The sequence below is a fragment of the Alteromonas nitratireducens genome (genome assembly GCF_040812025.1).
In the GTDB taxonomy this organism is placed as follows: Bacteria; Pseudomonadota; Gammaproteobacteria; order Enterobacterales; family Alteromonadaceae; genus Alteromonas; species Alteromonas nitratireducens.
In genome coordinates, this window is sequence record NZ_JBFNPK010000020.1 from 47,006 (window position 1) to 67,018 (window position 20,013).

17 protein-coding genes, 1 pseudogene and 1 other annotated feature are annotated in these 20,013 nt (G+C 48.3%); of the genes and pseudogenes, 8 read left to right on the plus strand and 10 right to left on the minus strand.

Annotated features, from left to right (window positions below; genetic code table 11):
- The first annotated feature begins 8 nt into the window (after positions 1 to 8).
- The 5 genes from AB1N33_RS14715 to AB1N33_RS14735 are packed head-to-tail and all read left to right on the plus strand — an operon-like array spanning position 9 to position 8,348.
- Positions 9 to 506: a hypothetical protein gene (locus AB1N33_RS14715; protein WP_411272326.1), complete on the plus strand. Its 498-nt coding sequence runs from the start codon at positions 9 to 11 to the stop codon at positions 504 to 506.
- Entirely contained in the window at positions 490 to 2,730 is a 2,241-nt protein-coding gene (bcsA, locus tag AB1N33_RS14720) for a UDP-forming cellulose synthase catalytic subunit (RefSeq protein WP_411272327.1), read from the plus strand. Before AB1N33_RS14715 ends, bcsA begins: the two co-directional genes overlap by 17 nt.
- Positions 2,717 to 4,990 (plus strand): cellulose biosynthesis cyclic di-GMP-binding regulatory protein BcsB, encoded by a 2,274-nt coding sequence (locus AB1N33_RS14725; RefSeq protein ID WP_411272328.1) that lies wholly within the window; start codon positions 2,717 to 2,719, stop codon positions 4,988 to 4,990. The genes bcsA and AB1N33_RS14725 overlap by 14 nt, the downstream gene beginning before the upstream one ends.
- The gene (locus AB1N33_RS14730; protein ID WP_411272329.1) at positions 4,984 to 6,015 is read left to right on the plus strand and encodes a family 8 glycosyl hydrolase; all 1,032 of its coding nucleotides are present in this window, start codon (positions 4,984 to 4,986) and stop codon (positions 6,013 to 6,015) included. Before AB1N33_RS14725 ends, AB1N33_RS14730 begins: the two co-directional genes overlap by 7 nt.
- A complete protein-coding gene (locus AB1N33_RS14735; protein ID WP_411272330.1) occupies positions 6,012 to 8,348 on the plus strand; it encodes a cellulose synthase subunit BcsC-related outer membrane protein in 2,337 nt (778 codons plus the stop codon). Before AB1N33_RS14730 ends, AB1N33_RS14735 begins: the two co-directional genes overlap by 4 nt.
- On the opposite strand, the gene AB1N33_RS14740 is transcribed toward AB1N33_RS14735, so the two are convergent.
- The 6 genes and pseudogenes from AB1N33_RS14740 to AB1N33_RS14765 form a co-directional block, all read right to left on the minus strand.
- Complete coding sequence (locus AB1N33_RS14740; RefSeq protein WP_411272331.1) at positions 8,331 to 9,593, minus strand: choice-of-anchor A family protein; 1,263 nt, start codon at positions 9,591 to 9,593, stop codon at positions 8,331 to 8,333. The two genes, AB1N33_RS14735 and AB1N33_RS14740, sit on opposite strands and share 18 nt — an antisense overlap.
- A gap of 172 nt (positions 9,594 to 9,765) precedes the next feature.
- Entirely contained in the window at positions 9,766 to 10,173 is a 408-nt protein-coding gene (locus AB1N33_RS14745) for an ExbD/TolR family protein (RefSeq protein ID WP_411272332.1), read from the minus strand.
- Between the two features lie 140 nt (positions 10,174 to 10,313).
- On the minus strand, positions 10,314 to 10,853 hold the full coding sequence (locus AB1N33_RS14750; RefSeq protein WP_411272333.1) for an LPD1 domain-containing protein: 540 nt from the start codon (positions 10,851 to 10,853) through the stop codon (positions 10,314 to 10,316).
- 164 nt (positions 10,854 to 11,017) lie between these two features.
- Complete coding sequence (locus AB1N33_RS14755; protein ID WP_411272334.1) at positions 11,018 to 11,953, minus strand: hypothetical protein; 936 nt, start codon at positions 11,951 to 11,953, stop codon at positions 11,018 to 11,020.
- A gap of 285 nt (positions 11,954 to 12,238) precedes the next feature.
- Positions 12,239 to 12,568: pseudogene (locus AB1N33_RS14760) on the minus strand (integrase core domain-containing protein); the annotation flags it as partial.
- A 39-nt stretch (positions 12,569 to 12,607) separates the two neighbouring features.
- Positions 12,608 to 13,824 (minus strand): IS3 family transposase gene (locus AB1N33_RS14765; protein WP_411272335.1). Its coding sequence is split into 2 segments (ribosomal slippage): positions 12,608 to 13,542 and positions 13,542 to 13,824, totalling 1,218 coding nucleotides; the frame shifts between segments, so codons are not numbered across the junction.
- Positions 13,430 to 13,546, minus strand: a sequence feature (AL1L pseudoknot). (Overlaps the previous gene by 117 nt.)
- Positions 13,825 to 14,041: 217 nt before the next feature.
- On the opposite strand from AB1N33_RS14765, the gene AB1N33_RS14770 reads away from it, so the two are divergent.
- Positions 14,042 to 14,773, plus strand: coding sequence for a carbon-nitrogen hydrolase family protein (locus AB1N33_RS14770; protein WP_411272336.1), 732 nt, complete (start codon positions 14,042 to 14,044; stop codon positions 14,771 to 14,773).
- 22 nt (positions 14,774 to 14,795) lie between these two features.
- On the opposite strand, the gene AB1N33_RS14775 is transcribed toward AB1N33_RS14770, so the two are convergent.
- The gene (locus AB1N33_RS14775; protein WP_411272337.1) at positions 14,796 to 15,296 is read right to left on the minus strand and encodes a DUF1543 domain-containing protein; all 501 of its coding nucleotides are present in this window, start codon (positions 15,294 to 15,296) and stop codon (positions 14,796 to 14,798) included.
- A 152-nt stretch (positions 15,297 to 15,448) separates the two neighbouring features.
- On the minus strand, positions 15,449 to 16,654 hold the full coding sequence (locus tag AB1N33_RS14780; RefSeq protein WP_411272338.1) for an acyltransferase family protein: 1,206 nt from the start codon (positions 16,652 to 16,654) through the stop codon (positions 15,449 to 15,451).
- Between the two features lie 151 nt (positions 16,655 to 16,805).
- On the opposite strand from AB1N33_RS14780, the gene AB1N33_RS14785 reads away from it, so the two are divergent.
- A complete protein-coding gene (locus tag AB1N33_RS14785) occupies positions 16,806 to 17,681 on the plus strand; it encodes a LytTR family DNA-binding domain-containing protein (RefSeq protein ID WP_411272339.1) in 876 nt (291 codons plus the stop codon).
- A 2-nt stretch (positions 17,682 to 17,683) separates the two neighbouring features.
- On the opposite strand, the gene AB1N33_RS14790 is transcribed toward AB1N33_RS14785, so the two are convergent.
- Positions 17,684 to 18,058: a DUF4260 domain-containing protein gene (locus tag AB1N33_RS14790; protein WP_411272340.1), complete on the minus strand. Its 375-nt coding sequence runs from the start codon at positions 18,056 to 18,058 to the stop codon at positions 17,684 to 17,686.
- Positions 18,059 to 18,138: 80 nt separating this feature from the next.
- Positions 18,139 to 19,095, minus strand: a complete 957-nt coding sequence (locus AB1N33_RS14795) for an alpha/beta fold hydrolase (RefSeq protein ID WP_411272341.1) — start codon at positions 19,093 to 19,095, stop codon at positions 18,139 to 18,141.
- A gap of 144 nt (positions 19,096 to 19,239) precedes the next feature.
- On the opposite strand from AB1N33_RS14795, the gene AB1N33_RS14800 reads away from it, so the two are divergent.
- Positions 19,240 to 19,854 carry a TetR/AcrR family transcriptional regulator gene (locus tag AB1N33_RS14800; protein ID WP_411272342.1) on the plus strand — a complete coding sequence of 205 codons (615 nt, stop codon included), beginning with the start codon at positions 19,240 to 19,242 and terminating at the stop codon, positions 19,852 to 19,854.
- Positions 19,855 to 20,013 lie beyond the last annotated feature (159 nt).

Sequence of the window (20,013 nt, forward strand, 5' to 3'; positions counted from 1 at the left end):
GTTGTGGGATGTGGTCGTCTGAGATCCACAAACAACAATTATTGCTGGCAAATCCACACACTGAGGAACGTGTCGAGAGACGCAAGACTGCGCTTGTCGTTTTAGATACGAGTGTTTCTCAGGAAAGATGGTTGCAGCGCATGGCTGCATATTTGTCGGCGGAAAGCCGTCTGCTCTGGGCGAATCGCTTGCGCAAGCTAAGTAGCATCGCTATATTGGTGCCTGCGTTAACGTTAGCTTTTTCACTTTACGTTGCTCCCACACTGAGCGAGGCGACGCTGGTAGCTATGGCCGTCTTGCTGGTGACCGGATTATTTGGATTTATTCTGTTTTCGATTGTCAGAGCGGAAAGTCAGTCTCATCGCGACGCAATCTCCAGGCTGTTTTATGAAAGCAGTCACGAACTCGAGATAAATGACGACGGCGTGACCCTGATAGACAGGGCCAGTTATAGGGATGTAGCTAAAGTGATCTTCATGGATCACCAAGTTGGGACAACAACCTGATACATCAGAACACGGTGTAAAAACATCTTCATTTCTTAGCCTTTCAGGGCTTTTGCTGGGCAGCAGCGTGTTGCTTGGTCTGATCCTTGCCGCGCCTGTCGATGCGCTCGGCCAGTTGTTTGCTGCTATCCTCATTCTTGCTCTTATCAGTTTGTGCAGTAATGAAGCGGGCTCAATGAGCCGCTACCGTAGTTTCTTCCGTGTGCTGGCACTGATGCTGGGGCTGGCACTAAGCATCCGTTATCTTTTGTGGCGAGGCATGTATACGCTGACCTCAGCCGACTGGGCGTCGATGATTGCCGTCTGGCTATTGTTTCTTGCTGAACTGTACGCCGGTCTCACCCATGTCCTCGGCTGTATAGTGAATATCTTCCCGCTGACCCGACCTCAGCTGACCCTGGATAATATCGATCCCGCGTCACTGCCTACGGTCGATATCATGATCCCCAGCTACAACGAAGATGAAGAGATCCTTGAGACCACGATACGTGCGGCCAGGCTGATGGATTATCCACCGGAAAAGATGATTGTTCATTTGCTGGATGATGGTGGTACCGATCAGAAAATCAATCAGTCAAATGTGGCGGCCGCCGAGGCCGCCAGGCAACGTCGTGCAGACCTTCAGGCACTCTGTGAACGGCTTGGGGCGGTTTACCATACACGTGCCAGAAACGAGCATGCAAAAGCCGGTAATGTGAACAGTGCTTTCCAGAACACCCATGGTGAGCTGGTGGTAATTCTTGATGCTGACCATGTCCCTACGTCTGACTTTCTGAGTCGAACCGTGCCGTGGATGCTCAAAAATGACAATGTTTTTCTGGTTCAGACGCCGCACTTTATGGCAAACCCGGATCCGGTAGAGCGTAACTTCTTTTCCGCATTTACCCGAATGCCGTCAGAAAATGACATGTTTTACGGCACCATCCAGAAGGGGCTGGATTACTGGTCCAGCTCGTTTTTTTGCGGTTCGGCAGCGCTGATGCGTCGCGCCCATCTTGAGAAGGTCGGGGGGATTTCGGGAGACTCGATTACCGAGGATGCCGAAACCGCACTGGATCTGCATAAGCTGGGTTATGAATCGGTTTACGTCGATCGCCCTATGGTCAGTGGCCTGGCACCTGAAACGTTTGATGCATTTATTACCCAGCGTATGCGCTGGGCCCAGGGCATGACCCAAATCCTGTTACTGAAAAAGCCCTACAAGGCAGCAGGTCTTAGCTGGTATCAGCGTGTTGGCTATATGAGCTCAATCATGTTCTGGCTGTTTCCGTTTGCCCGCATCGTGTTTCTGCTGATGCCGCTCGCGTATCTGGTATTTGGTCTTCAGGTTTACCATGCCTCGCTGCTTGAAATTCTGGCCTATACGCTGCCACACGTTATTGCGACCTACATGTTGTCAACCATGCTGTTTGGCCGAACCCGCTGGCCACTGGTCTCTGAAATTTATGAATTGTTGCAGTGTACCTTTACGCTCAATGCGCTGGTCAAGGTGTTCATGTCACCGCGTGCGCCGTCGTTTGTGGTTACGCCGAAAGGAAAAAGCCTGGAACACACGTTTATATCGCCCATGTCGACGGTATTTTACTGGCTGACCGGGTTACTGGTAGTGGCAACCGGGGCCGGTATCTACAAACTGGTTACCGAATCACTGACCCGTGAGCTGACCGTCGTTGTTCTGCTCTGGAATATTTTTAACCTGTTACTTATGCTGTGCGTCATGAATGTCATGGTAGAGCGACGCCAAACCCGCACGCACTCTCGTCTGCCGGCGTCAGACGCGGTGACGCTGGTGGCTGAGGACGACCAGTTCTGGCATGGAGAACTGATAGACCTGTCGGTTCAGGGGGCAAAGCTCAAGGTATTGAAAACCCTGTATGACGTGCCCGATGAAGTCAGGCTGGTGGGCTGGGCCGAAGCACTCAAGCGTAATGTTGAGCTGTCCGCGAAAGTTATGCATGTGAATAAGCGAGACATGACCTTCCGACTGATGTTTACGCCCGCCGATGACGAAGAGAAAAATGAGGTGATTGCGTTTACGTTATGTGACAGTCGTCGCTGGACATCGTTTCAGCGCCGCCGTACCCGGGCCATCTCATACTGGTTTGGCGTTAAACATCTGTTCAGCGTGGGCGTAAAACCCGCACTGACCCATAGCTATCTGCTGATAAACAAACTCTGGAATACCTTTTTTAAACGTAGGAAAAGTGCAAATGAAAGCCTGTAGAAAAATAATAACATTACTGTTTATGATTGTGCTTGCACAGCCATTTGCAGGGGTGAGTGCGACGGAGCAGCACCGCTTCAGGCTGACCGATTTTTATGCCGGGGAGAGCCCGGTTCGGCTGCAGGGACTTTACGATGAAAGAACCGTACAAATACCGCTGGCCAGCACGTACCGGGTGACGGAGGCGACACTGAAAATATTCGCAGCGAACTCTATTGCCCTGATGGAGGACCGCTCAATTCTGAATGTCCGTTTCAATAATGCCACCATTGCACAAATTGCGTACGATCCGAACAATCCTAGTCTCATCTCAGATGTCACTATACCCACCTCATTATGGCGCAGTGGCTTTAACTCACTGACCTTTGCCGTGAGTCAGCATCATTCTAACCAGTGCGTGAACAGTCGGGTGCCCGAGTTATGGTCGGAACTTGATCTGTATAAGTCAACGCTCACGATGACCACAGCATTGTCAGACGAAGCCCCGACGCTGGCGTCGTTGTCTGGCTTCTTCAGCCCGGGGGTAGGTGGCCAACGACAGGTCGCGCTGTATACCGTGGGTCTGGAAAACAGTCTGTTGTCAGAACAAACCCTGCCGATGGTCGCGCAGGCACTGGCACTGCGTAACCAGTATCAGCCTTTAACACTACAACACAAAACACTGCCTCCGGCGTCGTCAGCTGCTGTGCTGACCGATGACGCCTGGACTGACGCACAACAACAGCAACTTCGGAATACAGCCTGGTACGGTGCTTCTGGTCGGGATCGCATTCACGTGCTGGTGGGTACTCAGGACGAGTTGAGTCCGTATTTGACTGACCGGACACGTGAGGCTATCAATGGTCCGTTTCTGGCCATCGAGGCAACGCCTGCCATCGTCGTGGATGATAAAACGGTTGTTGGCGCAACCCATCGTCTGATTGTTTCAGGACTGTCGCATGAACAGGTGAGAGAGGCTGCGAACACGCTTGCGGTAATGGACGACGCGTTAAACCGTGACAACCAGGCGAGGATAATCACCCCGCCATCGCTGACGTCAGCAGCCTTAATGCAGGCCGATATCGCTGCCGCTGATTCGACGTATACGTTCAGCGAACTGGGCGTATCGGGCGAGCAGTTCCGGGGTGCGAATGCCTTCAGCAAGCGTATTTCTCTCCGCCTGCCAGCAGATTTCTATGTGCCTGAAAGCGCAACCGTGACATTGTTGCTCGACTTCGCCTATGGTGCGGGCTTCGGACCAGGCTCGGCCATGAACATTGCGGTTAACGATGAGCTGATCCACGGCCTGAACCTGAATGAGGAAAACGGCGCGTCATTCAGACATTATCAACTGAATGTGCCGGCCCGGTATTTCAAAGGCGGGGTGAATAACATTGACCTTAATGTGACCATGCGTGCACCGCTCGCGGGCATGCCATGTGCCGATATCCCGGGGTCGCATATGGTGTTCCAGCTCTACAGTTCTTCCTCTATTGAATTGCCGCCGGCAGGAGGTGTCGCGGTACAACCCGATCTTGCGCTGTTTGCCGAGACTGCCTATCCGTTTTCACAGCCTGAAGCGTCGTCCATTATTGTGACCGACCCAGGGATGTACAGCAGTGCGCTGACACTGGCCGGGAAAATGGCGCAAAGCATTTCGCTGCCACTGCCGTCACTTACTGTCACAACCGGTGTTGATACGCTGTCAGGGGGGCATGCCATTGTGCTTGGGTCACCGGAGTCACTGGCTGCGATTAACCAGTCAAAACTGCCCAGTGCGATAGAAAAAACCAAACGCTGGCCTTACCGGCTGCAAAATATGCTGCATAATCGTGTCAGGGCGTTTATGACAGAGAAAGCACATACGCCACTGCGAGTGAACGGGGAAACTGTTCAGGAAAATGCGCTGGGTGATTTGGGCGTGCTGGTGGCAGAGGAAAATAAGGCCGCTGACAGCTCGTCACTGCTTGTAATGATAGCCGCACAGTCGGCTGACGTGATGCAGCAGCGTATACAGGATCTGGTCAGTCTGGAATTATGGGGCCAACTGACCGGGGACTTTTTTGTCTGGCGTCAACAAAAAGAGCCCGAACTGGTGATGCAGGTCAGTGACAAGTTTGAAGTCGGTCAGGCCGGTAGTGTTGCTCTTGAAGTACGGGCATGGCTGTCTAATAACCCCTGGTACTGGCTTGGCGGTTTTCTGCTGATCGTCTTAGTGGTTAGCGTCGTTGCTTACCTTCTTTTACGACGCCGGAATAAGAAAGTCAGACAATCATGGTAGTTTGGGTGTTACGCGGCTGGGCACTGTGTCTGGCCGTACTGCTTAGCAGCTGTTCCGTTCAGCCGGAGCGCTCTGCATTTGAACTCGCCTGGCAGCGTTATCTTGCCTTGTTTTATGAGGATGGCCGGATCGTTGATACCGGCAATCAGGATGTCTCTCATTCGGAAGGTCAGGGCTATGCGTTGCTGTTTGCGGTGGCTGCAGATGACCAGCAAACGTTCAGTCAGTTATGGCAGTGGACACAGTCCACACTGCAGCGGGATGACAACCTGTTTCACTGGCAGTACACACCCTGTGAGACCCGCGATCGCTTATGTGTCAGCGATCCAAACAATGCCAGCGACGGCGATATGCTGATTGCCTGGGCCCTGCTAAAGGCGGCTGGGCGTTGGGATGTCCCCGCATACCGTCAGGCCGCAAAAGCAATCATTCAGGCGCTGGAATCGCATGTGATTGTAAAGCATCAGCAGGCTGCACTGCTTCTGCCAGCCGCCGCCGGGTTTGTGCAGGGTGATGCGAACCTGCAGCTTAACCTGTCGTACTGGATTTTTCCTGCTCTGCGGGCATTTGAGCAGGCCGGGTCCGCTACATTATGGCAAAACGTTTACAACACCGGGCTGACGCTGCTTCGTGAAGCCAGGTTTTCCGATTATGATCTGCCACCTGACTGGGTAAGGTGGCAGGAGAACAGCCTGACGCTGACCAATACCCTGTCGCAGGAATACGGATTCAATGCATGCCGAATCCCGCTGCATCTGGTGTGGGCGGGCGAAACCGATCGCGACCTGCTGCGGCCGTTTCTCAGATGGTGGCAACAGCCGCAGGTGCCGGCGACTTATAACCTGGCCACAGGTGCGCCCGCTGACTACAGCTATACCGTCGGTATGCAGGCGATTGAACATGCTGTGTCGGCTATTTTGCAGGAGCAACCGGCTGACTTTGTGCCGCTTAACAGAAAACTGGATTACTACTCAGCCAGTCTGGTGCTGTTTTCCATGCTTGCCGTTTCGGAGTCATCGCAATGAATAAGTCGGGGATATCCTCGCTGGCACTGCTTGTACTTGGCGCAGGTTTGTCTGTGACTGTGTCAGCGCAGGTAGCGACAGAATATACCGGACCTCAGCCGGCGGTCCCGGCAGAGGATACAGAAAGGCCCGATACCACGGGGGTCTGGTTTCACATCCAGCAAGGCCAGAAAGCGCTCGCAAATGCTGAATTTAAACGACTGACAACGCGTTACCCGCTATGGCAGCCGGCGCCTGACCTGCGTGCGGCGCTCGACGCGTTGAATAATCCGGTCGTCGCTGAACCTGCACCGCGCGAACAAGCACCGGCCAAACCCGGAAAAGACGCCGTTTTTGGCTACATCGCGGTTCTCACCAGCGCGCAACGTCAGCAGCTTCCCGACACCGAGTTTGCGCGCGCATCGTCTCTGGCTTTTACGCTTGGCGACGCCCGCCATCATGAACTGATGGGCTGGGTGGCGCTGGAACGAAACCAGCCCGGGACAGCGTTACGGCATTTCGATGCAGCAACGCAGATAAGCCCTGAGGTTTCGCTGAACGAAGCAAAGCGCCGTGCAGTGAACGCACAGGCTGTTGAACTCGCACGCGCGGGTCAGTGGACTGCGCTTGATACATTGAGTGAGCGTTATTCTGAGACAGACGTTAGCGATACTATCAATACGCTGGCCTGGGCGTATTTTGACAAAGGCGATTATCGTCGTTCACAACAGCTGTTTGAATACACGCAACATGTCGAGGGACAGGCGCTATCCCTGCAAAAGCGCGGTTTTTACCGCCATGCCGGGGTGCTCGCCTGCGGACATACCGGGCAACCGCCGCTGCTGGAAATTTGTCAGAACTGGTTGCAAACGCAACAACTGGCAACCTATGAGCAGAAAGACTTTCGTCAGAGCCTGATATTTGCCGGCCAGCTTGCCTCGCTCGGACCGCTGGCGTTACCTCAGCGAGAGTTACAGGGATGGGCCGCCTATCAGGCTGGTAATGTGACGCTGGCGGTTGAGGCGTTAGGTGAGGTGCTTGAACAACAGCACTCTCGCGATGATATCGCTGCTGCACTGCAGGCCATTACTGCCGGTGATCTGCCCCTGCAACAGGAACTGGCAGCGCGCTTCCCGTCAATCGCCAGCCAGCAGATGCATGGTTTCGCCAGTCAGGCACAATCACGCAAACAGTTTCAGCTGGCTTATCATTTGGGAGATGAGAACGTGGTAACCGCCCAGACCAAGGATGCGCTGACGGTAACCGGCGGTCTGAGAGGCCGGGCCCGAAGTGGACAGCGGGGTCTCGGAAATTTTGACGAGATGACGGGATACATCGGGGTTCAGCGCCAGCACGATGCATGGCGATGGGGTGTAGCCCTCGACTATGCTCAGCTTTACAGTGGAAAACCGTCAGCGGATGACTGGTTTGCCGGCGGCCAGGTCGACAACACGTTCGCCGGCATCTCGGGTTTTGAGGACAAAGCGGTGCGCGCTGAGGTTGAATTCCAGGACAAAGGGGTCACGCTCTACGGCAATATTGAATATGGCCTGTTTGACCAGCCGGTGAGCACACGTCTGACCGGTATGCTCGGCGCCGCCTGGTACAGCGATAAACTGACCGCCGCCATCAGCTGGTACAGGGACAGGAAGACAGACAGTCTGCTCAGTCAGACCGGTACCTTTAATGACAGCCATGAAGAAAGCTGGGGACGGGTTATGGCCGATGGGGTTCGCGCCCTGATTGCGGTGCCCGTTGCACCAACCTGGTCAGTGTCGACCACGCTGCGCTATGAAAACCTCACCGGCGAACGCGTGCTGGCAAACAGCCACGCAGGAATACGGGGAGATGTCAGCAAAGACATCGCGGGCAATAGCAGGATGCTGGATTACTGGCGTGTCGGGCCGTTTATCAGCTATGACCGGTACGATGCAAACCTGAGCGCATTTACCTACGGACATGGCGGGTATTTCAGTCCGCAGAAGTTTCTGGTTGCCGGCCTGTACTCCGAGTTGCTGACAGCCGAATATGCGCGCGGCCAGGCAAAACTCAGCGTAAGCCTGGGGTATGGCTGGATTACGCAGGATGACTATAACCGCTTTCCCCTGACGGCATCGGGTGAACGTGTTGAGGGCAGCCGCAGCCAAGGGCTAAACGGTCAGGTGACGCTGGACTCACAATGGCGGTTAACCGACAACTGGGTGGTCGCTGGCTTTGTCAGCCGGGCCTTTGCTGTCGAATACCGGGAATTTCTGGCGGGCTTGCAATTTATGTGGCGGCCGGGCAACGGGGAAGGCGTGACAAGCGATGAACTTATCCTGTCTTCCCCCCGACTGTCAGGCTTTGCGCTGTAAACGCAGGGTACGACGACGAGAAAACAGGATTGCGCCAACGACACCGAATAACAGGACACTGGCAGGCTCGCTGACCTTAATATCGCCAAAGCGATAGTCGTTCACCTGACCGGTATACTCACCATCAGGCGATGACAGGCTGCCTACAATAAGGTTGCCGTCGATATGGCCGTTGTAAAAGTTGGTGTCCGCGAAGGGGGCAAGAATACTGCCTTTGAAGCCGATCCCCGCAAGCGTCAGGTCGGTGGTATCAACAAAGTTGAACAGGACGTTGTTGGTGTACGTACCATCATGTCGGGTGTATTCCTCGTTGCGGATACTGTTCCAGTTGTCCTCGATTTTTCCGCCCAGAACCGTGCTGTAAAACCCGGTCTCAAACAGCGATACCGTATCGCCATAGACATTAATAATGTTGTAGCTGGTGGTTGAGAAATCAAAGGTGACCGACTTACCAGGATCAGACAACCAGTCTGCATCGACATTGAAGATGTTCAGAGAATCACTGCCGGTGAAGGTGATGTCATAAGCACTGGCGCCCACCTCTGAACAGCTGATTCCGCCATGACAGCGTACCGTGGTTGTGCCGTTCGCCGACAGGCCGCCTAAGTAACTGGATAGCGCAAACACTTCGCGGTTAATTGCGTCAAAGTCGAGTGGAGCAATATCGGGTGTGACACTGGCGTACTGACTGACGGTGCCATTTTCAACATTAACTGCCGGTGACACTGAACCTGAAGCACTGACATCGCCATTTTTAACACCTGCCTCAGTAAGGCTGACGTTGCCGCCGGAGATAACATTGCCGTTGGTTACTTCGGCCCGGTAGAGGTCAACATCGCCGTCGGCATGAATGTCGCCCTGTGCCACTTTGGCTTCCGTTATGGCTACGCTGCCTGCGGCGTTCACGCCACCAGAAAATTCACTCTGGGACGCAGACAAGCTACCGCCACTTGTGGTTTGACCGTTGTTAATCAGCGAGTTACTGAGCGTCATTGACCCGCCGCTATACAATACACTGCTTTGCAGATCGGGTTCGAGAAGCAATCCGATATCGTAATGATTCAGGGTAAGTGAGCCACCAACAGCCAGTCTGCCCTCAACATCGGACTGGTTACCGGTCATATCGCCAAGTATATAGGCGTTGTAGTCAAACGCTTCGTTTAACTGAATAGGACTGGCCTGCACATTACAGGCAAATGATGCAGCAGCAGACAGAACTGCAACTGCAGACAGGGTACGTTTCATATAAGGCTCCAGTGACTTCGTTATCTGGAACCGACTTTTCAACATGGTAATCCAGATACACCGAACATTACTATTTGAACATTTTGCGTTCACCTGCGCCAGTTATACTTAGGTATATAAAACCATACAAAAAAGGCTGCCCGGAGGCAGCCTTTTCATAATTAACTGATGATCAGGATTTTTTAACCAGTACCGATACTTTATCAATACCAGCTATTTTTACCTGGTTCATAACCTCTACCACGGTACCGTGTTCGGTATCTTCATGAGCCTGAATGGCCGCAGTGTCGGTGTTGTTCTCAGCAAGATACGTCTGTGCGTTAGCAACAACACGACGGATATCAACTTCACGACCACCCATCACGATAGTGCCGTCTGCGTCGATACGAATAGACAACGCTTTAGAAGGCTGATCATTTTTAGTCTGGTTGTCTTCCGGACGGTTTGCGTCCAACCCTTTCTCTTTCACGAACGACGTCGTCACGATGAAGAAAATCAACATGATGAACACAATGTCCAACATGGGGGTCATGTCAATCTGGGCCTCGTCTTCGGCCGAGGTATGCTTTTTTCTTTTCATCTCGTCTTCTTTTGTCTGTTACGTTCGGGCACTACAGTATACCGTCTGGGACAAAATACGTCAGCATTCTGTACAAACACTGTGGTGCTGTGACACTTGTTGAAAAAACCTGGTCTTATTCTCTCATGATGCGAGAAGCATCATGATTTGCTCGTAAGGGCGATGCCCAGTTGGTAGAAATACACCATCAATGCGTCGTTGAGCTTATTACGCAAGGTATCACGAGGATAAATACCAAGTCTAGCTTCCGTTGTTTTTTTTGTACCCTGAACCAGAAATGCGTTTTTAATCGGGGCATCCTGAATGCAGGCTTCAAATGCTCGCGCCGCCATTTCCTGCGGCCTTGCATAATAGTATAACTTTAACGCACGGTCGGCCTCAATGGATCGTAATAAATAAGCATTGGGTGCATGTTTTTCATCCAGAAACATCAGCCGGAAGCAATCACACAGCCGCTGATTGAGTGGGTGCTCGCGCACTACTGCGTCATCCAGCCACGACTGAGAAGCAAACGCGCCAGGCCCGGTATTAGTAAATACTTTATCGGCGATGTAGTGATCAAACGCAGGGAACTTATAAACACCATTTTTTTGTATGTTATCGGTGATTGAGTGATTAAAAACATTTATAAACATTGGTTTAAAATTCAAATGTAACCCAGTGAAAAATACAAAAACCATGGATACAAAAAAATTTCAGTTTTTACATGGATAAACTTCGATAAATTCTGTGAAAGATACAAAAACACCATGTTAACCGTGGTGCACAAAGGAGATTTTAAGCTACATTAATTAAAGGTATTTAAAGCTGGAGCAAGCAGTCCAGCCCCTCTGAAGTCGACGCCCTATTCGTTAGTGCTCTTTTCCATCAGAATAGAAATAGTATCGATATTTTTGTAGTTATAGATCGCAGATGCTCTTCTGATGAATCGCTTATCCTCAGAAATGACTGCGGAGCAGAATGCAGCCATAGCCATATGGGATGCATCACTCCTTACATTATGAATTTTGTTTAACTTCCTGCATTTTTTCTCGGCTTGAAAACCCAGTATATCAAGCACAGCATTGCATCCAACGATTCCCAGATACATTGGCCAAACTAAGTAACTTTGTTTATCCACAGGGTCAAAACCAAAGAATTGGTCACAAGTAATATCGTTCGTACTCATTGTCGGAGATATTATTTCCCAAATCCTCATGATTTCTTTATCTCCCGAGATACTCCCGATAGTGCCTTTGATATCGCCAAGAGCGGCTCTAGTTTTATTAATATCATTTCCATTTGATATAATATCAGTGATTAAAGAGTCGAACTCAGGCTTTATGTTCAAGACTTTTTCTGCTGCATCGCTAGTTTCAAATGATAAGCCCGATGTGAGTTGTGCAATCTCTCGTACGAGCTTATCTGGTAGATCCTTTAGCAGACCTCCATCGTCACCACCATTAACCCATACTTGAAAAGGATCGAATATCGTTTCGTCGAACTTAACTTCTTTTGTTGTTTCTATGTAAAGACTATAGTTGTGATGAGGTGAGTCCCTTTCGTTTAACACTGCCTTATCCGTGATTCTAAAACTCTCATCAAGCACAAGTTCTAAAAGTTTTGCATCAATTTCTTCGAGCACGTTTAAGTACGTCTCAGGATTGTCTGCGCGTCTTATTTCAGCGAAATGCTCTTTTGAATATACCCAAACCAAATCATTGCGGCTGCTAAGACAAATCGAACCCTGCAATTGCAATCCAATAACATTTTGGTCGATGTAAATTAAAGGTTTACTCATGTTACGTAGGGTTGCTTGACGCTTTTAGAAGCTTACTTACATTAGCCAATGTGCAAATCATCAATTTTCAGAATATGGGGGTTCGCTCTGGTGAACGCTCGCGTATAAATTATCGTTTTCATCTAACGTAGTCTGACCAACATTATCGCGTACGATATTAATAGCGACGGACACCGCATGCTCTAAATCGACATCAAACCACTCTTTTGCGACAAGCTCCTTTCCTGTCTTTTTGTGTCGCAGCTTAATTTCCTTTCTGAATTCGTTGAGTTGGGTATGTAGTGGTCAATAAAACCCAGACACCATTTTAGCTAATTCTTCCGCTTTTGCCGGTGGTAGCCCATATTTAAATTGATGCGGTCTTTCCCAGTTGTAATAATTCATCAGGTAATATCCCACATCTCGTTTTGCTTCATTTGGCGAATGGTAGCCGGTTGATGGCATCCATTCGGATTTCAGACTTCTGAACACGCGCTCCATCGGGCTATTATCCCAGCAGTTACCTCTGCGACTCATACTCTGAACCATCTTGTAGCGCCACAGCCTTTGTCTGAACTTACGAGCACCGTACTGCGAGCCCTGGTCGCTGTGGGACATCACGCCTTTTGGCTTACCTGAATCGTACCGGTAAATTCGGAGGCGGATTTGTCTGAGTCATGCTGCCGTATCTTCGGCTAGTTGTCGATAGTAGTTCTCCTCATATTCGACTGGTGGTATATCACCGATAGGGCCAAGTAGCCGTTTGGTGTTGAACCAGTCAACCCAATCAAGCGTGGCCAGTTCGACTTGCTCCAGTCCCTTCCAAGGGCCGTCTTTGTATATGACCTCAGCCTTGAATAAGCCATTGATGGTTTCTGCTAGTGCGTTGTCATACGAATCACCCACGCTGCCGACAGAGGCCGTAAACCCTGCCTCTGACAGCCGTTCTGAATAGCGGATGGACACGTACTGACTACCGCGATCGCTATGATGAATAACGCCTTTAGGCTTGCCTCGTGCCCACAATGCTTGCTCTAGCGCATCCAGTATCGACTGTGTTTGCATCGACTTCATCACGCGCCAACCGACGACTTTGCGCGAGAAAACATCAATCACAAACGCTACATAGACAAAGCCTGACCACGTGGCAACGTAGGTAATATCTGCCACCCACATCTGGTTAGGCCGTTGTGCAGTGAACTCGCGGTTGACCAAATCCAGTGGTTTAGCTGCACTGTCGTCGGGGATAGTGGTGACGCAACGACGACCTCGACGTACGCCCTGGATACTCAGCTCTCTCATCAGTCTGGCAACTGTGCAGCGGGCCACGCTGAAGCCCTCTCGCTTCAGTTGCTTCCATACCTTTCTGACACCATAGCAGCGCTTATTTTCCTGCCATACGCGCAGAATTTCAGGTTTCAGCGCCTCGTCTTGGTGATAACGATGACAACGGCGTTCAGGCTCTGCTTCAAGCGCTTTGTAACGGTAATACGTTGAGGGTGCAATTTGCACTTGGCGGCAAATTGGCTCGACACCATACAACGACCGATACACATCAATGAACTGGACTATTTTTTCGGTTTGCGGTCGAGCTCCGCCTGAGCAAAAAACGCTGCAGCTTTTTTCAGTATCTCGTTGGCTTGTTTGAGCTCTTTATTCTCACGTTCAAGCTCTTTGATTTTCGCTGCCGCATCAGACGTGACACCAGGCTTCTTACCTGAGTCCACTTCCATTCTATTTACCCACGCCCTTAAGGTCTCAGGTGTACATCCAATCTTTGCTGAAATAGATACTAACGCTGACCATCTGGAAGCGTATTCATGCTCTGACGTCAGCACTATGCGAACTGCACGCTCGCGGACTTCTGGGGAATAAGTAACTCTTCTGTTCATTGGCTAATTCTCTCAAGATAATTAGCCTCCGACAAACCCGGTGCGATTCAATTTAGCAAGTATTAGGCTTCACACTGGTTGCGGTTTTAGAGAAGTTGGAACAAGAACGAAAATAGGTAAACTTAATGGCGTTTGGCGCGATGTAACCTTGCTGGAATTTCGAAGTGAGAAACTGTTCTAGTTTTGGATGTCCTCATTTAACCTGAGTATTGGCAAAATGATAGCTTTGGCACAAATTATGGTGGCGGATAGTCTAGTCGAGGAAAACGTTCGACAGCATAGCGTTGCAATCAGTACTGCGGCTAGACATGGCGCAAAACTCGTTATCTTCCCAGAATTGTCACTTCATGGTTATGTGTTGGAAAGCGCCAAACATATGAGCCGTGATGACAAAACAAAAGAGGCTATAGCCCAACTTCATAAGCTTGCGATAAAGCACGACTTAACCGCGGTGGTCGGTGCTTTTATAGAAGATAATGATCAATGTTATATTTCTTCTTTCATTTTGGGAGAAGCGTCAGGCATTAGGGTTTACTACAAGCAGTTTCTCCATGCAGGTGAAGAACAATACATATCTGCGGGAAGTCAAAATGTCGTATTGACTATCAACGGTTTAAAGATTGGTTTAGGGATTTGTGCAGATTTTACTGAGCCCAATTTTTTTGACTCCTACCGTGACGATAATGTCGATCTTCTTTTGATGAGTGTTTTAATTTCAGCAAAGGGTTATGGCAAGGATCTAGACATACTCACAAAACAATCAAATCTAACCCCGATTGCGTTTGCTAACTTTGTTGGTAAGAGCGGAGGTTGGGATTGTTGCGGTCGTTCCACATTGTTGCACTTGGGCCAAAAATTAGTGTCTGTTGGAGATGAGGAGCAGTTAATTTTCATAGACGTAAAACATGGTTTTGAAAACATCACCAGCCACGTTTTACGTATAGAGTAGCCTTATCTCTTGCAGAAAAACATTACATTAGTAGAAGCGGTGTATAGTCGTTTGCAAACTGATTTTTCTCGTGTGGAGCTTTCGTAAGATTTACATAAAGTCCATCAACCTTATCAATTGTAAGGCAATCATCGATCTCGAATAGATTATCCTTGTGAGGTTTATTCCAAATATCTGAAACCGTTTGTTTTGCTCTTTGTTTTGCATGTTCTTCATTTTCAGCAACAATTAACAAATAGCGATGTTCTTCACCAAACTGCTCAGTGATATAACCTCCTAAGTTTACGAAAAATAATCGCTGGCCATCACTCCTAATTGGGTCGCTAGACAAGTCAACTCGGTAGCCATCTACCCCATAAACAGCCATCCAACTATCAATATGTACTCGGTTTTTATCACCAAACCAGAGTTCCCGGAGTTTGTCGTGTGACCGGTGAATATCATCGCAGTTTATAAAGACAACATCATGAACTTCGATTTTCGCCATTGGATGATTACCACCCAGCAGTACCATATAAAGCATATTTACCCCTTAAAAAAGAGCTGCATTCTAGCTAAAGTTGGTTAGTTTCGACTTATCGCTTACATGGGCTTACAGGAAGTTGACAGTGTTTTGGATTTAAACTGAATAATAAGAAAAGGCCTGCCTGCGGGATCGGGCAGACCTCACCTGAATTACTTCTTAGAAAATATCCCAAACGCGCTGTGTAAGAATGGCAGTGGCATAATGACGTAGCGGTATATCATATAGCAACCGATAAAAGTGCCACTGATAACCAGTACGGCCTCGGCTACTACGCCAATTCTTAAAGGCACCAGCCAGTAGGCTAAAAGTACAATCAAAGTTTGGTGCATGATATACCAGGGGTAGATGGCTTGACTGTATCGCGCGACGGCTGAATCGGGCTTGTTCAGATACTTAAAACCGAAGGCCAAAATTGTGGCAATCATACTGACACTGTAAAGCGTATGCAGTAGGGTTTTTATCGTTGTGCCACACAGCAGATAGCTAGCGCCATTTAATTGAAGCTCGCCCGCTGCAGGTGCGAACAGCCAGAGGTTTACTTGCAAATCATTGCATTGTTTTAATCCTAACCAGATTGCGAAACTTGAAAGCGAAAGAGCTAATAACGTCCAACGGCTGTCTGCCATTTTGTGCCAAATGTGAGCGCAAGCAGGCCTGCCCAGCATGTAGCCGAAGATAAAGAAACCAAAGTAATACGGATGTGCATACCAGTCGTTATAAAGCGCATGCGTCTCTGGGAAGTGCGGTCTGACCAAAAGCTTTAAAGCAACGAGAGTGATTATGAAGTTAATGGTAACTACTAACACTGTGCCTGTTGATAGTGATTTTACCGTTAACCCCAACATCGTTTTAAGCTTGAGCAGGCCAACCAGCAGCAGGGTATAAATAAATAGGTAAGGTAGATACCACAGATGGTTCCATGTAAAACCAACATCTGAACCATCAAATGCACCTTCTGGCCATGGTGAAAATGAAAAATAATGAATCAAAAAAAGCAGCAAGCCCGGTTCAATGCTCCCGTTTTCTACAGCCTGAACATAGGCTTGAAGTGGCACCGTAAAAATCATTGCCATTAACAATGGAAATAACAACCGGAAGGTGCGCGAAGATACAAAATCAGCAAGTCTTTTTTGTGGGTTTGCCAAAGCAATAGCTGCACCGCTTACAAGAAATAATAATGGCATCCGCCATGCGTTAAAAAACTGCATCACACCAGGAAGAGCATCGATTTGATAACTGCTCTTGATATGCCAACCCCAACCGGGCACAAATAGCATACCGCAGTGATACAAAATGAGAATTCCGAAAGCAAGCACACGAAGTGCATCAATGTCGTATCTTCTGTTACTAATCATGGTTAGGCTCCAGGCTAAGTTGTTTGCAAAATCAGTTTGAATCGGAGCTGTAGGCAGTACTAATAAACAGTGATAAAACGACAATAGCGGTGCTTAAGGTGGCGAATTTGGGATAAACTTTGGTTTATTGGGATGTTTATGGTGTTGCTTTATGGCTCAATCGGCATTTTTGACCTGGTATCTAAAACACAAGTGGCAATGTGAAGTTGTACTATTAACGCTATTTTTTATCGTGAATATTGTTGCAAATGGTTATGTCGCTTATGTGGAAAAAGCAGCCTCAAACATTGCTTTGTGGAAACCCTGGATATGGGAATTCAGTAGCGCAATTTCGGTGCTGATTTTACTTCCAGGATTAATCTGGTTGTCAGACCAATACCCACTTCGCACACAGGCGATAAGAGAACAGTTATTTAGGCATGTTTTAGCCAGCATAGTTTTTTGTGCGGCACATTTAGCTTTAATGGTGGCTATACGGGTTTTTGTCTATAAACTCGTTGATGAACAGTATATTTTTGACTGGAGTGCGACCAATTTACTCTATGAATATGCTAAAGACATCAGAGTCTACTTATTTTTCATTGTATTATTTGAGACATATCGATTTATCATTCGGCGCTGGCGTGGTGAGGCATCGAAGTTAGCTACTGCACCAGACTTTGCTGACGGAAATGAGGTCTTAGAGCCTTATCTCTCTCAGGTATTGGTTAAGATGTTAAACCAAGAGTTTTTAATAAAGCTTTCTCAGGTAGAGTTCATCAGAACCGCTGGTAATTATCAGGATTTATACGTTAAAGGCCGAGCATATCCTTTTCGAATAACGCAGTCAGCATTGCTGAGCCAATTAGACCCGACCGTTTTTGTGAAAATTAATAGAAGTGAAATCGTTAACATAAATACCGTTGTTAATTTTTCCAAGCAAAGTATTAATGATGCCAAGATTACTCTCATAGATGGTAGTGAACTTAGCGTACACAAAAACTACATCGATAAGTTGCCAGAGAGATTGCGGGTGGTTGAGGTTTAGTTCTAGCCTGATTCGGCTTTTCCTATGACGCCAAGATGCGTATACCGAAATCCCTTTGGAAGTTTCAAGCCATAACCCAACATACGGTCAAAGCCGATATGTGCTGTCCAGATTAATATTAATGGCAAATGCTGGGGACTTTGCCATAGCAAGAACACCCCAAGCAGTAAGGGTAAGATATAACTGTGACTCAGATTGTAAAGTGTCGCGCCCACAACGGCGTTAAAAAGATAGCCCAGCAGCATTATATCGGGCAGAAAAAAAAGGCTAGCCAATAGCCACCAGCTATACAGACTGTTTTGATACAGTTGAAGTGAAACTAGTAATACTAATGCTCCTTCTATTTGAAGTATCCGTTTTATCTTTGTTTCTTGCATTTGTTTAATGATTAATCCAAATCTATTTGGTACATATTTTAGTCAAATCAATAGCGCATATGCAAAACGCTTACAGAACGTTACATCTCCTGATGCATCGTTATGAAGGCCGAAATTTGTTGCGTTAACAACGCAGCATGGTTTGGGTTCATCAGCAAAGAGTAATGATCTGAACCTGGGATTATCAGATGCTTGGAGTATAGACTCAGTGACAGCATCGATTTGTGAAGCTCAAGCCAAGCCTGATACTCTTCTTCCGTTGCATCAGGCATGCTTGCTGCACTTATTATCAGAAGGGGTTTATGGGATAGGTCGGCCATTTTTGCCAATTCAGCGCTGCGTGGCCACAATTGCATCTCTGTATATGAAGTTAAAAGGTGTATCGGGTTCGATCCAAAGTAACGTACGGCAAAATGATTCTGGTCGGGTAATTCATCGGCTAATTGTCCGAGTGGATTTAGTATTCGCACTAATCCAGTGTGTGATAAATACCCGAGAGGGCGAAGTAAATCGTTAAACGTTTGTGCTTTTTGCACAAAGCTCTCCGGTAATATTGAAAACTGATCAGGATGAGAGCCATCTACAAATATCAAATTGCTTACATTTTGCGGATATTTGGCTGCAAACGCACGAATGACAATAGCACCATATGAGTGACCCACCATCGTGATGTCTGACAAGTTCTCACCTGACGCGCTGAGTGCATCATACAGAGCTGAGACTGCAGCTCCTGCATCTGGCGTCTGATTTGCCTCTGACCAGCCAAGACCTGGACGGTCATAGCTACATACCCTGAATTTTTCTGCAAGCGCTGGTTGTATCCAACTCCAAGTTTGACTCCAGCCTATCGCACCTGCTTCCAACACGACTAGGGGGGCTGATTTGTCGCCTACACAATACAAATGTAATGACCCCATTTCTGTTTCAACATAACTCCCCGGCGCTTGATATACATGAGACATATATAGATTGCTTGCTATCTGGCCGAGCCAGCTAAGCAGTGCGATTAGGAACACGCATAAAATAAATTTTTTCATAAAACCATCATAAAACGAACGACCGCTCTATTTTATTTTTTGTTGAAAAAATATGCAACACCTAACCCGCAATTTTTTAGTCAGGCTGGACATCGCTAAATTGAAAGGGTAAGTTCGCAAGCGGTCGAATGAGAGTTCTAGAGCATGCCTAAAGTCACGTCACAAACCCTGGAAGCGAGAAAGGATCAGATTTTGTCAGCAGCGGCAGTCTGCTTCAGCCGCAGTGGTTTTCATCGCACGACGATGCGCGATATTTTGCGTGAAGCTCAGTTAAGTGCTGGTGCCGTATACAACTACTTCCCCAGTAAAGAAGCCATTTTACAGCAAATGGCTGAGCGTGATTTACAAGCCGCTATTCTCCTAATTGACCAGTTGTCTCCAAGTGCGCCTGATGCGGTTATTCGGTTGGTTGATTTCATGTTTGGTGATCTAGATCGAATTATTACCACGGGCGGGGCAACCATCACTGTAACGGTGTTGGCTGAAGTCGCTACGAATGCTGAGTTACATCAACATATAATGCCATTTCGTCGTCAGTTAAAGCGTCAGATAATCCAGTTTGTTCAAGCATGCTGCAGTGCACAAAAACTTAGCGTAACAGAAGGTAAAATTAGTCTTATGGTGGATGCTTTGTTTCAGTTGTTCAACGGCGCGATATGTAGTGCTGCACTCGGGGAAAATGTTGATTCCAACCAAATAGCACAACTAAGTCGGCAGCTGGTTGCGATAACTCTTGGTCTGAAAACAAAGAGTATTTAAGTGCTTACATACTCTTACTGTATTTGGCTTTGATGTTCAGGGGGTTCTACCCAGATTTTACGGACACATCCATAAAGAGGCATACTATGCCTAGAAGGAGTGTCTATGACCAAGCGAAGAAAATATTCCCCAGAGTTTAAGCGCGAAGCCGTTGCTTTG

Bases quoted from the DNA above. Each gene is read 5' to 3' on its own strand.
- AB1N33_RS14715 (WP_411272326.1), top strand. From the start codon at position 9: ATGTGGTCGTCTGAGATCCACAAACAACAATTATTGCTGGCAAATCCA.
- AB1N33_RS14725 (WP_411272328.1), top strand. From the start codon at position 2,717: ATGAAAGCCTGTAGAAAAATAATAACATTACTGTTTATGATTGTGCTT.
- AB1N33_RS14730 (WP_411272329.1), top strand. From the start codon at position 4,984: ATGGTAGTTTGGGTGTTACGCGGCTGGGCACTGTGTCTGGCCGTACTG.
- AB1N33_RS14735 (WP_411272330.1), top strand. From the start codon at position 6,012: ATGAATAAGTCGGGGATATCCTCGCTGGCACTGCTTGTACTTGGCGCA.
- AB1N33_RS14740 (WP_411272331.1), bottom strand. From the start codon at position 9,593: ATGAAACGTACCCTGTCTGCAGTTGCAGTTCTGTCTGCTGCTGCATCA.
- AB1N33_RS14745 (WP_411272332.1), bottom strand. From the start codon at position 10,173: ATGAAAAGAAAAAAGCATACCTCGGCCGAAGACGAGGCCCAGATTGAC.
- AB1N33_RS14750 (WP_411272333.1), bottom strand. From the start codon at position 10,853: ATGGTTTTTGTATTTTTCACTGGGTTACATTTGAATTTTAAACCAATG.
- AB1N33_RS14755 (WP_411272334.1), bottom strand. From the start codon at position 11,953: ATGAGTAAACCTTTAATTTACATCGACCAAAATGTTATTGGATTGCAA.
- AB1N33_RS14770 (WP_411272336.1), top strand. From the start codon at position 14,042: ATGATAGCTTTGGCACAAATTATGGTGGCGGATAGTCTAGTCGAGGAA.
- AB1N33_RS14775 (WP_411272337.1), bottom strand. From the start codon at position 15,296: ATGCTTTATATGGTACTGCTGGGTGGTAATCATCCAATGGCGAAAATC.
- AB1N33_RS14780 (WP_411272338.1), bottom strand. From the start codon at position 16,654: ATGATTAGTAACAGAAGATACGACATTGATGCACTTCGTGTGCTTGCT.
- AB1N33_RS14785 (WP_411272339.1), top strand. From the start codon at position 16,806: ATGGCTCAATCGGCATTTTTGACCTGGTATCTAAAACACAAGTGGCAA.
- AB1N33_RS14790 (WP_411272340.1), bottom strand. From the start codon at position 18,058: ATGCAAGAAACAAAGATAAAACGGATACTTCAAATAGAAGGAGCATTA.
- AB1N33_RS14795 (WP_411272341.1), bottom strand. From the start codon at position 19,095: ATGAAAAAATTTATTTTATGCGTGTTCCTAATCGCACTGCTTAGCTGG.
- AB1N33_RS14800 (WP_411272342.1), top strand. From the start codon at position 19,240: ATGCCTAAAGTCACGTCACAAACCCTGGAAGCGAGAAAGGATCAGATT.